General features: G+C 63.0%; 9 protein-coding genes. All 9 read left to right on the top strand.

The window, feature by feature from the left end; translation table 11 throughout:
- The first annotated feature begins 547 nt into the window (after positions 1-547).
- The 9 genes from mraZ (at position 548) to ftsW (ending at position 11,347) form a co-directional block, all read left to right on the top strand.
- Entirely contained in the window at positions 548-976 is a 429-nt protein-coding gene (gene mraZ / locus Q8O29_RS17840; RefSeq protein ID WP_305565244.1) for a division/cell wall cluster transcriptional repressor MraZ, read from the top strand.
- 3 nt (positions 977-979) lie between these two features.
- The gene (gene rsmH / locus Q8O29_RS17835; protein ID WP_371134271.1) at positions 980-1,939 is read left to right on the top strand and encodes a 16S rRNA (cytosine(1402)-N(4))-methyltransferase RsmH; all 960 of its coding nucleotides are present in this window, start codon (positions 980-982) and stop codon (positions 1,937-1,939) included.
- Entirely contained in the window at positions 1,936-2,226 is a 291-nt protein-coding gene (gene ftsL / locus Q8O29_RS17830; protein ID WP_305565240.1) for a cell division protein FtsL, read from the top strand. Before rsmH ends, ftsL begins: the two co-directional genes overlap by 4 nt.
- On the top strand, positions 2,223-3,956 hold the full coding sequence (locus Q8O29_RS17825; protein ID WP_305565238.1) for a penicillin-binding protein 2: 1,734 nt from the start codon (positions 2,223-2,225) through the stop codon (positions 3,954-3,956). Before ftsL ends, Q8O29_RS17825 begins: the two co-directional genes overlap by 4 nt.
- Positions 3,956-5,452, top strand: a complete 1,497-nt coding sequence (locus Q8O29_RS17820; RefSeq protein WP_305565236.1) for a UDP-N-acetylmuramoyl-L-alanyl-D-glutamate--2,6-diaminopimelate ligase — start codon at positions 3,956-3,958, stop codon at positions 5,450-5,452. Before Q8O29_RS17825 ends, Q8O29_RS17820 begins: the two co-directional genes overlap by 1 nt.
- Positions 5,449-6,831, top strand: coding sequence for a UDP-N-acetylmuramoyl-tripeptide--D-alanyl-D-alanine ligase (gene murF / locus Q8O29_RS17815; RefSeq protein WP_305565234.1), 1,383 nt, complete (start codon positions 5,449-5,451; stop codon positions 6,829-6,831). The genes Q8O29_RS17820 and murF overlap by 4 nt, the downstream gene beginning before the upstream one ends.
- A gap of 78 nt (positions 6,832-6,909) precedes the next feature.
- Positions 6,910-8,088 carry a phospho-N-acetylmuramoyl-pentapeptide-transferase gene (mraY, locus tag Q8O29_RS17810; protein WP_305565232.1) on the top strand — a complete coding sequence of 393 codons (1,179 nt, stop codon included), beginning with the start codon at positions 6,910-6,912 and terminating at the stop codon, positions 8,086-8,088.
- Positions 8,085-10,097, top strand: a complete 2,013-nt coding sequence (murD, locus tag Q8O29_RS17805; protein ID WP_305565230.1) for a UDP-N-acetylmuramoyl-L-alanine--D-glutamate ligase — start codon at positions 8,085-8,087, stop codon at positions 10,095-10,097. The genes mraY and murD overlap by 4 nt, the downstream gene beginning before the upstream one ends.
- The gene (ftsW, locus tag Q8O29_RS17800; protein WP_305565229.1) at positions 10,094-11,347 is read left to right on the top strand and encodes a putative lipid II flippase FtsW; all 1,254 of its coding nucleotides are present in this window, start codon (positions 10,094-10,096) and stop codon (positions 11,345-11,347) included. The genes murD and ftsW overlap by 4 nt, the downstream gene beginning before the upstream one ends.
- Positions 11,348-11,442 lie beyond the last annotated feature (95 nt).

The following is an 11,442-nucleotide window of genomic DNA, read 5'->3' as shown; positions in this document are numbered from 1 at the left end:
GCGAAAAGTGGCCCCGGCGAGGACAGTTTTTGCCGGGTTTGCAGCCTCATAGCCGTAGCTATGGGGCAAAAAGCCGGTGAAAAATGGACCGTCGCGGCCGCTTTGCAGCCGACGTCCCTTCTGCCGCCCAGGCTCCTAGGGCTCTCAGCGCCCCTGCGCTGACATCAGGCTTCCCATCCGTTGTCAGGGGGGCGTATTGCGCGGCGCTTCTGGCGCTCTGGCCAGCGCGCCGGATCAGGCATAAAACCCTCGGGTCCACTGCGGCCCTTGAAATCCCCTTCGGTACCTTGCTTTCGCTGCAGAGGCGGGCGATCGACAGTCGAGTGGGCGCTGTATTTGTCCAACGCTTAAGACAACACTTTCATTAAGCCGGCTAAGTGCTTCATTTAGAACAGCTTTTAATTCAAACAAGCTTTGAAATAGCTGTCTAAGTGCTTGATTTCATTGAAAAAATTTGTTGCAAAGCCCTTGCACCTCAAAACTTTCCTGATAAAGTGGGAAAAAGTGCAATTAAGTGGTGAAAAGTGTTTTTCAAAGGGTTTTAGCAGTGTTTCAAGGCGCGTCTTCTGTAGCTCTCGATACCAAGGGTCGGCTTTCTGTGCCGACCCGGTATCGGGACGTGCTCAGCGCCACCGCTGCCAGCCAGCTCACCATCACCAAACATCCGCACGGTTGCCTGATGATATTCCCGCGCAACGAGTGGGAGAAATTTCGCGAGCGTATTTCCGCGCTACCGATGGAGGCACAGTGGTGGAAGCGGATTTTTCTCGGCAACGCGATGGACGTCGAGATGGATGCCAGCGGTCGTGTGCTGGTGTCGCCCGAACTGCGCGTGGCTGCGGGAATCAGCAAGGACACGGTGCTGCTCGGCATGGGCAGTTCCTTCGAGCTCTGGGACGCAGCGACCTACGCTGCGCATGAGGCCGAACAGATGAAGGGGCCCATGCCCGATGTCTTCAGAGACTTTTCATTCTGAAAGATGGCGGTGCAAGACACATGGACACATCGCACCGTCTTGTTGAACGAAGCAGTCGCAGCGCTTCACATCCAACCGGACGGCCATTACATCGACGCGACCTTCGGGCGTGGCGGCCATTCACGCCTGATCCTGTCGCAGTTGTCCGCTGCGGGCCGCTTGACCGCCTTCGACAAAGACCTCGAAGCAGTCGCCGAGGCCCAGCGCCTGGGCGATGCGCGGTTTTCGATTCGCCACGAAGGTTTCATGCACCTGGGCGACCTGCCCCCTGCCAGCGCGGCTGGCGTGCTGATGGACCTGGGCATCAGCTCGCCGCAGATCGACAACCCGGCGCGCGGCTTTTCGTTTCGTGGCGATGGCCCGCTGGACATGCGCATGGACACCACGCGTGGACAGAGCGTGGCCGAGTGGCTGGCCGATGTAGAAACAGACACCATTGCGGAGGTCATTCGTGAATATGGCGAAGAACGGTTTGCTGGGCAGATTGCAAAGGCGATTGATCGTCGCCGACAGGAGCGGGGCCCTTTTGGAACCACCGCTGAGTTGGCCGAAGTCGTGGCTGGCGCGGTCAAAACCCGCGAGCCGGGCAAGGACCCTGCAACGCGCACATTTCAGGCTTTTCGGATTTTCATCAACGCCGAGCTTGAAGAGCTGCAACAGGCGCTAGAGGCTTGCCTCAAAGTATTGCAACCAGGAGGACGTTTGGTGGTGATCAGTTTCCATTCGCTGGAAGACCGCATCGTCAAGCAATTCATTGCCGAGCATTCGCGCGAGGTGTATGACCGCCGTGCTCCTTTTGCCGCACCCAAGCCGATGCGACTGAAAGCCCTGGAGCGCATCAAGCCCAGCGACGACGAAGTCGCCGCCAATCCGCGCTCGCGCAGCGCGGTCATGCGCGTGGCCGAACGCACCGATGTGCCGGTCCAGACCATCACGCGGCGTTATCCAGGAACTCCAGCATGACGCGCCTGAATTTGGTGCTGCTGATTGCCGTGCTGTTCAGCGCGCTGTACCTCGTGCGTACGCAGTACGAGTCGCGCCGCCTGTACGTTGAGCTTGAAAAGACCGCAGCGCTGAGCCGCAAACTCGATACCGACAGGGAGCGCCTGCAGGTTGAAAAGCGCGCCCAGGCCACACCGCTGCGCGTGGAGCAGATTTCCAAGGAGCGGCTGCAGATGCGCACCGCCACCCCGGCCATCACCGAGTATGTGCGTTACAAGCAGGCGCCGACAGGCGAGGCCGCACCGTGAGCAGGAGCGTGCTTTATTCGTCCAGTCCGCTGCTTGCGAGCAAGACACCGGTCTGGCGCAGCAAGCTGATTGTGGCCGGCATTGCGCTGGCCTTTGCCGGTCTGGCCGGACGCGCGGCTTATGTCCAAGTCATCGGCAACGACTTCTTCCAGAAACAGGGCCAGGTGCGGTTTGCACGCACGCTGGAATTGCCCGCCAACCGCGGCCGCATCGTGGACCGCAATGGCCTGTTGCTCGCAACCAGCGTGGTGGCACCCAGCATCTGGGCCATCCCCGAAGATGTGGACGCGAACCGGACGCAACTCGGTGAACTCGCGCGCCTGCTGGAGATGCCGCTGGGCGAGCTGAATAAAAAGCTGGCTGATGAGGACAAGACCTTTGTCTGGATCAAGCGGCAGGTGGACGAACCCATTGCCCAGAAAATCCAGGCCCTCGGCCTCAAGGGCATCTACCAGCGCAAGGCCTACAAGCGCCAGTATCCGGAAGGCGAAACGGCCGCCCATGTGGTCGGGTTCACCAATGTGGAAGACCGTGGGCAGGAAGGCATCGAGCTGGCCTTCAATCAAGAGCTGGCCGGCAAGCCGGGATCACGCCGGGTGATCAAGGACAGGCTGGGCCGCGTGGTCGAAGATGTCGGCGAGCAGGTGCCGCCGCTCGAAGGCAAGGACATCCAGCTCAGCCTGGACAGCAAGGTGCAGTTTTTTGCCTACCAGAAGCTGCGCGATGCGGTGATTGCGCGCAAGGCAAAGGCGGGCAGCGTGGTGGTGCTTGACACCATCACCGGCGAAGTGCTGGCGCTGGCCAACTACCCGAGTTATGTGCCGAACAAGCGGCAGAACCTGACCGGCGAGCAACTGCGTAACCGCGCCATCACCGATACCTTTGAGCCTGGCTCGACCATGAAGCCGATCACGGTGGCCATGGCGCTGGAAGCCGGCCGCATCAAACCACAGACTTTGATTGACACCGGGCCAGGCCGCTTCAGCTTGGGTGGCTTCACCATCAGCGACACGCACAACTATGGCACGCTGACGGTCGAAGGCGTGATCCAGAAGTCGAGCAATGTCGGCGCGCTCAAGATCGCGCAGAAGATGAGCCCGCACGAAATGTGGGACACCTATACCGCGCTCGGTTACGGCCAGAAGCCGCAGATTCAGTTTCCCGGCGCGGTCACGGGCCGCCTGCGGCCCTGGAAAACCTGGCGGCCGGTGGAGCAGGCGACCATGTCGTACGGCTACGGCCTGTCCGCCTCACTGTTCCAGATGGCGCATTCCTATACGGCCTTGGCTCACGACGGACAGATCATTCCGGTCACCATGCTCAAGAGCAGCGAACCGGCCGTCGGCGTCAAAGTCTTCTCTGCCGACAACGCGCGCGCGGTGCGCAAGATGCTGCAGATGGCGGCGGCCCCTGGCGGCACAGGTCCGCTCGCACAGACCGTCGGCTATTCGGTCGGCGGCAAGTCGGGCACCGCACACAAGCAGGTCGGCAAAGGCTACGCGAGCAACAAATACCGCGCTTGGTTCACCGGCATGGCGCCTATCGAGAACCCCCGGATCATCGTGGCGGTGATGATTGACGAGCCGAGCGACGGCAAGTATTTCGGCGGCGTGGCCGCCGCGCCAGTTTTCAGCGAAGTGGTGCAACAGACCTTGCGCATGATGGGTGTGCAGCCGGACATGAGCGTGAAGCCGCAAATCGTCTACAGCCCCGTCGAGGAGTCCTTCTGATGGAGCAGTTGCAGACACCTGGGCAGGCTGCGCAGTGGTTGCGCCAGCGCGTGACCGGCAGCCTGTGGACCGACAGCCGCAAGGTTGGCGCTGGCGATGGTTTTATCGCCTGGCCGGGTGCTGCCACCGATGCGCGCAAGTATGTGGCCGCGGTGCTGGACGCCGGCGCCCAGGCCTGTTTGGTGGAGCAGCAGGGCGCCGACGCCCATGGCTTCACCGACAGCCGCGTCGCTTCCTATAGCGGTCTGAAAGTGGCCACGGCGCCGATTGCTGCTGAATTTTTTGGCCACCCCAGCCGCAAGCTGGACTTGTTCGCGGTGACGGGCACCAACGGCAAGACTTCGACCGCCTGGTGGCTGGCCCAGGCGCTGGGTCGGCTAAAACGGCCTTGCGGCGTGGTCGGTACCCTGGGCATGGGTCAGCCTGATGCCATGGTGTTCAACGGCCTGACAACGCCTGATCCGGTGCTGTTGCAGCAGCAGCTCGCGCACTGGGTCAATGAGGGCTTTGCGGCTTGTGCCCTCGAAGCTTCGTCGATCGGCATCGCCGAGCATCGCCTGGACGCGACTGACATACGCGTTGCGATTTTTACCAATTTCACGCAAGACCATCTCGACTACCACAGCGACATGCAAGCCTACTGGGATGCCAAGGCGCGCCTGTTTGATTGGCCGGGTCTGAAAGCCGCTGTGCTCAATGTCGATGACCCAAAAGGCGAGGCCCTGGCGCTGTCCCTGCGCGACTCGGGCCTCGATGTCTGGACCGTGTCCTGCACGGCGCCGGCAAGGCTGAGAGCGCAGGCCATCCAACAGGGGGAGGGTGGCATGCGTTTTGACGTGGTCGAAGGTGCTTCAAGTTACCGCCTGGCGACCGCGCTGGTCGGAATTTACAACGTGTCCAACCTGCTGGGCGTGATGGCGGCGCTGCGTGCGCTCGGTCTGCCGCTGCGCGAGGTGGTGGATGCCTGTGCTCATCTGTCGCCGGTACCGGGGCGCATGGACGCGATTGCGGTGCCGGGCCGGCCGCTGGTGGTGATTGACTATGCGCACACGCCCGATGCACTTGAGAAGGTATTGGGTGCGCTCAGGCCGCTCGCCGACGGCCGCTCGGGCCGGCTGTGGTGCGTCTTCGGTTGCGGTGGTGAGCGCGATGCCGGCAAGCGCCCCCTGATGGCAGCCGCTGCGGAAAAAGGCGCTGACCATATTGTGGTCACCAGTGACAATCCGCGCAGCGAAGATCCGGCCAGCATCATCGGGCAGGTTTTAAAAGGCTTCAGCCACGCAGAGGTGGCCGAGGTCGAGTCTGACCGCGCGTTGGCCATTGCCCGCTCCATCGCTCAGGCGCAAGCTGGCGATGTGATTCTGATTGCCGGCAAGGGGCATGAAAGCTACCAGGAAAGCGCCGGCGTCAAGCGGCCGTTTTCCGACAAGGCGCAGGCCGAAGCCGCGCTGGGCCAGGGCGCAATGTCGAAGGCCGGCGTGGGAGGTCTCGCATGATGACGCTGCAGCAGGCCCTGCAGTGGCTGCCTTCGGCGCGCCTGGTGGGCGACGGCGCCCTGCGGTTTTCACGTGTTCACAGCGATACGCGCAGTCTGCGGCCCGGCGACCTGTTTGTGGCGCTCAAGGGTGAGCGTTTTGATGCGCATGACTTTCTGGCGCAGGCCGCCAGTCAGGGCGCTGTGGCGGCGCTGGCGCAGCGCGGACTCTCGGCCAGCCAGCCGGGCTTGCTGGTTGAGGATTCCCTCAAGGCGCTGGGCCAGCTGGCCGCCGGCTGGCGCTCGCAGTTCAGCCTGCCTTTGATTGCCGTGACCGGCAGCAATGGCAAGACCACCGTGACGCAGATGATCGCGTCCCTCCTGCGGGCGTGGAAAGGCGATACTGCCTTTGCAACAGAAGGCAATTTCAACAATGACATCGGCCTGCCCCTGACGCTGCTGCGACTGCGCGCGGGCCACGAAGCCGGTGTGGTTGAGCTCGGCATGAACCATCCCGGCGAGATCGCCTACCTTGCCGGCTTGGCCAAGCCCACAGTGGCCCTGGTCAACAATGCGCAGCGTGAACACTTCGAATTTATGGCCACTGTGGAGGCAGTGGCGCATGAAAACGGCAGCGTGATCGAGGCGCTGCCTGCCACGGGCATGGCAGTGTTTCCGGCCGACGAGCCCTATACGCCGATCTGGCGTGCAGCAGCCGCGTCCCGCGCAGTGCTCACCTTTGCCGACTCAGGCCTGGCCGATGTGACCGGTACCGCGTCCTGGACGGGCGGCGCATGGCAGGTGACGGCCAATACGCCGCAGGGCACGCTGGAATTTTCGCTACAGGTTGCGGGCCGCCACAACGTCAAAAATGCGCTCGCCGCGACCGCCTGTGCACTGGCGGCCGGGGTGCCGCTGGCCGCCATCGCTGCCGGTCTGTCTGCCTTTTCACCGGTCAAGGGCCGCTCACGCGCCTTGCAGGTCACGGTTGCCGGCCGCGTCATCACCCTGATTGATGACAGCTATAACGCCAACCCGGATTCGGTGCGCGCCGCCATTGACGTGTTGGCCGAGCTGCCGGGGCCACGCCTGCTGGTGCTCGGTGACATGGGCGAGGTGGGTGACCAGGGGCCAGCTTTTCATGCTGAAGCCGGTGTGCACGCGCATGAACGCGGCATCGAGCAGGTGTTCACTTTGGGGACGCAGTCAGCGGGTGCATCCCGCGCTGTTGCTGGCGGCCGGCATTTTGGCGACAACATGGCAGCCCTCCAGACTGCGGTGACACTGGCCCTGCCGGAGCTGGCCAGCGTGCTGGTCAAGGGCTCGCGTTTCATGAAGATGGAGCGTGTGGTCGAAACCATCACCGCCCGTACACAACAATCAGAAGAGGAACAACAATGAGCCCCCACGTTCACCTGCGTTCACTGCCCCCCGAGGGGGCGCTTGCCTCCTTTGAGGCGGCTCGGCAGGAGGCACCCCATGCTGCTTAGCCTGGCCCAGTGGCTGCAAACCATGTCGCCGGAATTCGGCTACTTCCGGGTGTTTCAGTACCTGACCTTTCGCGCGGTCATGGCTGCGCTCACGGCCTTGCTGATCGGCCTGATTGCCGGCCCATTTGTGATCCGGCGCCTCACGCATTTGAAAATCGGGCAGCCGATCCGCGAATACGCGATGCAGACGCATTTGAGCAAAAGCGGCACCCCCACCATGGGCGGCGTGCTGATCCTGCTGTCCATCGGCATCTCGACCTTGCTCTGGTTTGACCTGAGCAACCGCTTCGTCTGGATTGTGCTGGTCGTCACGCTGGGTTTTGGCGCCGTCGGCTGGGCCGACGATTGGCGCAAGGTTGTGCACAAGGATCCGGAAGGTATGCGCTCGCGAGAAAAGTTCCTGTGGCAGTCGATGATTGGCCTGCTGGCGGCGCTCTACCTGGTGTTCAGCATTTCAGAGAGTTCCAACCTGCGCGTGCTGGAGCTGTTTTTTAGCTGGGTGCAGTCCGGCTTTGACGTGAACTTGCCGCCCAAGGCCGGCCTGCAACTGCCCTTCTTCAAGGAAATCAGTTACCCACTGGGTGTGTTCGGCTTTGTGCTGCTGACCTACCTGGTCATCGTCGGTTCCAGCAATGCGGTCAATCTGACCGATGGTCTCGATGGTCTGGCGATCATGCCCGTGGTGATGGTGGGCTCCGCACTGGGCGTGTTTGCCTATGTGACCGGCAGCGCGGTGTATTCGAAGTACCTGTTCTTCCCGCACATTCCCGGCTCGGGTGAGTTGCTGATTTTCTGCTCGGCCATGGCCGGTGCGGGCCTGGCCTTTTTGTGGTTCAACACCCATCCCGCGCAGGTTTTCATGGGCGATGTGGGCGCGTTGGCCCTAGGCGCAGCACTGGGCACGATTGCGGTCATCGTGCGCCAGGAAATCGTGCTCGCCATCATGGGGGGCATTTTTGTCGTCGAGGCACTGTCGGTGATGCTGCAGGTGATGTATTTCAAGTACACCCGCGCGCGTTATGGCGAAGGCCGGCGCCTGTTCAAGATGGCGCCCCTGCATCACCACTTTGAAAAGAACGGCTGGAAGGAAACGCAGGTGGTCGTGCGTTTCTGGATCATCACCATGCTGCTGTGCCTGATCGGCCTGTCCACGCTGAAACTGCGATGAACACCAACGAATCCACCAACCCCGGCGATCTGCCCGAACAACCTCTCCTGAAGGTCGCGTCGGTGCACGTGCCGGAGTCTGCACTGGACTTGCCCGCAGATACATCGCCCGCAGAGCCGGCAGTGCAAGCCCCGATCGCTGAAGTGGCCGGTAAGGCGGCCCCGCGTTCTCTGCCCGAAACCCTGACGGCCGCGCGCGACGCGGCTGCTTTTGTGGCGCAACTGTTTGCCGAGGTCGCTGCCTCCGAACAATCTGCAAATGACCTGCCAGCGTTGGCCGATGAAACCGCACCAGGCAACGATGACGACCTTGTGCCTGCGGCCGCCGATCCCTCCGGTGAGGCGGCACTGTCGTCCCTGTACGGCAAGCATGTTCTCATCCTGGGCTTGGGCGCTTCCGGACTGGCCATGGTGCGCTGGTGTGTGCGCCAGGGCGCGCGCGTCACGGTGGCCGATACCCGCGAGAGCCCTCCCCAACTGGCGCAGTTGCAGGCGGAATTGCCGCAGGTGGAATTCCGTGCCGGTTCTTTCGAGCCCGGCTTGGTTGCAGGCAATGACATTCGTGCTGTTTTCAAGAGCCCAGGCCTGTCGCCGGCGTCAGTCGCGCCGGTGTTGGATGCCGCCCAGGCCCAGGGCCTGCCTTGCGGCAACGAGTTGAGCCTGTTCGCGCAGGCGCTCGTGGACCTCCGGGGAACGCGTGTTTATGAGCCCCAGGTCTTGGCGATCACCGGGACCAACGGCAAAACCACCACCACGGCGCTCACCGGCCAACTGGTGGCCCATGCGGGCAAGACGGTGGCGGTGGCGGGCAACATCGGCCCCAGCCTGCTGGACACGCTGGCCGGGCACATCGATGCGGGCACTTTGCCCGAGGTCTGGGTGCTGGAGCTGTCCAGCTTCCAGCTCGACGGTGTGCAGGCCTTCGAGCCCACTGCGGCCACGGTGCTGAACCTGACGCAGGACCACCTCGACTGGCACGGCAGCATGGCGGCCTACGGCGCGGCCAAGGCGCGCATCTTCGGTAGCAAGGGTTTGCTGGTGCTCAATCGCGATGATCCGGCGGTGATGGCCATGTTGCCGAGCGCCGCCGGGCCGCCCCAAGGCGCGAAAGCCCCCTTGGGGGGCAGCGCAGCACACGCAGTGACAAGCGTGGGGGAGCAAAAAGTTCCACCCGTGCGTGTCAAGTCGCAAAAGCCGCAGTGGCGCGAGTACTTCACTTTCGGGCTAGAAATGCCGCAGCGGCCAGGTGACTTCGGCATTGAGACCGTCAATGGCATGGCCTGGCTGGTGCGTGCTGCCGAAGCTGATGAAACCGTCAAGAAAAAACGCCCCCACGCTTCGCTACCCCCCGAGGGGGCCGTTCACGCCTTGGGGCGGCTCGGCGGCGCTCAATACAAGGATGAAGAAGTGGTGCTGCACATCCAGCGCCTGATGCCGGTCGAAGCCATGCGCCTGCGCGGACGCCACAACGCCACCAACGCGCTGGCTGCGCTGGCGCTGGCCGGCGCCGTGGGCGGCACCATGGCGTCCATGTTGCACGGCCTGCGCGATTACGCGGGCGAGCCGCACCGCGTCACGCCCGTGGCGGTGATCAACGACGTCGAGTACTTCGACGACAGCAAGGGCACCAATGTCGGCGCCACGGTGGCAGCGCTGACCGGCCTGGGCGCTGAACGCAAGCTGGTGCTGATCGCGGGCGGGGATGGCAAGGGCCAGGATTTTTCACCGCTGGCCGATCCGGTGCGACGGTACGCTCGGGCCGTTGTGCTGATCGGGCGGGATGCGCCGCAGATACGCGCTGCGCTGGAAGGCACAGGCGTGAGCCTTCTCGATGCCGACTCGATGCAGGCCGCCGTAGACCTGGCCGCAGGTCAGGCGCAAACCGGCGACGCTGTGCTGATGTCGCCAGCCTGCGCGAGTTTTGACATGTTCGACAATTATGGGCACCGCGCCCAGGTGTTTTGCGATGCTGTGCAGGCGCTCGCACGCGATGCGGGGGTGGTGTCGTGACCGTCGCCACACGCCTTGCCGGCTGGTTCTCCGGCCTGGGGGGCGCAGCCACCGACGGCCTGCCGGTCCGCCTGGGCGGACAGGGCTCCTCGCGCACGGCGTCTGCGCCGGTGCGCATGTCGGGCGTGGACCAGTCACTGATCTGGGTTACGGTGGCGCTGCTGGTCTGGGGCCTGGTGATGGTGTATTCCGCTTCTGTCGCCATGCCGGACAACCCGAAGTTTGCGCGTTACGCACACACCCACTTCCTGCTGCGCCACGCCCTCTCGCTGGGCGTGGCCTTTACGGTGGCCCTGCTGGCCTTCCAGGTGCCGGTGGCAACCTGGGAAAAGCTCGCGCCCTGGCTATTTGTGGCCTCGCTGGTGCTGCTGATGCTGGTGCTGGTCCCCTTCATTGGCAAGGGTGTCAACGGCGCACGCCGCTGGATCTCGCTGGGATTCATGAATTTCCAGCCCTCGGAACTCGCCAAGTTTGCGGTGTTGCTGTATGCCGCCGACTACATGGTGCGCAAGATGGAGGTAAAGGAACGCTTCTTCCGCGCCGTCATGCCCATGGCGGTGGCCATCGGCATCGTCGGCCTGCTGTTGCTGGCCGAACCGGACATGGGCGCTTTCATGGTGATCTCGGTGATCGCCATGGGCATTCTTTTTCTGGGTGGCGTCAACGCCCGCATGTTTTTTGTCATCGCCACGGTGGTGGTGATCGCGTTCGCGTTGATGGTGATGCTCAGCGACTGGCGCCGTGAGCGGATTTTCGCCTACCTCGATCCCTGGAGCGACAAATATTCAATGGGCAAGGGCTACCAGCTTTCGCACTCGCTGATCGCCTTCGGACGCGGCGAGATTTTTGGCGTGGGTCTGGGCGGCAGCATCGAGAAGTTGCACTGGCTGCCCGAAGCACACACCGATTTCCTGCTGGCGGTCATTGGCGAGGAATTCGGCTTTCTGGGTGTGTTGTGTGTCATCGGCGCCTTCATGTGGATGACACGCCGCATCATGCACATCGGTCGCCAGTCGATCGCGCTGGACCGCCTGTTTGCCGGCCTGGTCGCGCAGGGCGTGGGCATCTGGATCGGTTTCCAGGCCTTTATCAACATGGGCGTGAATCTGGGTGCGCTGCCGACCAAGGGCCTGACCCTGCCGCTCATGAGTTACGGCGGGTCGGCGATCTTGATGAACCTGATTTCGCTGGCGGTGGTGCTGCGGATTGATTATGAAAACAGGCTTTTGATGCGCGGAGGCCGCGCATGAAAAGCCTGTTTCACCAAAATCGATTCAGCGCGCAGCGCTGCGGCGCGCCAACGCCGTTGATGAGAGGGGGGCGACCATGAGCGCTGTGCCACCTC

This window comes from Polaromonas sp., assembly GCF_030689685.1.
Lineage (GTDB): Bacteria > Pseudomonadota > Gammaproteobacteria > Burkholderiales > Burkholderiaceae_C > Polaromonas.
The sequence above is the reverse complement of the archived record's forward strand: the minus strand, read 5'-3'. Positions and strand labels throughout refer to the sequence as shown.

Excerpts from the sequence above, each read along its gene's own strand:
- murF (WP_305565234.1), top strand. The coding sequence starts at position 5,449 with ATGATGACGCTGCAGCAGGCCCTGCAGTGGCTGCCTTCGGCGCGCCTG.
- rsmH (WP_371134271.1), top strand. The coding sequence starts at position 980 with ATGGCGGTGCAAGACACATGGACACATCGCACCGTCTTGTTGAACGAA.
- mraY (WP_305565232.1), top strand. The coding sequence starts at position 6,910 with ATGCTGCTTAGCCTGGCCCAGTGGCTGCAAACCATGTCGCCGGAATTC.
- Q8O29_RS17820 (WP_305565236.1), top strand. The coding sequence starts at position 3,956 with ATGGAGCAGTTGCAGACACCTGGGCAGGCTGCGCAGTGGTTGCGCCAG.
- murD (WP_305565230.1), top strand. The coding sequence starts at position 8,085 with ATGAACACCAACGAATCCACCAACCCCGGCGATCTGCCCGAACAACCT.
- ftsL (WP_305565240.1), top strand. The coding sequence starts at position 1,936 with ATGACGCGCCTGAATTTGGTGCTGCTGATTGCCGTGCTGTTCAGCGCG.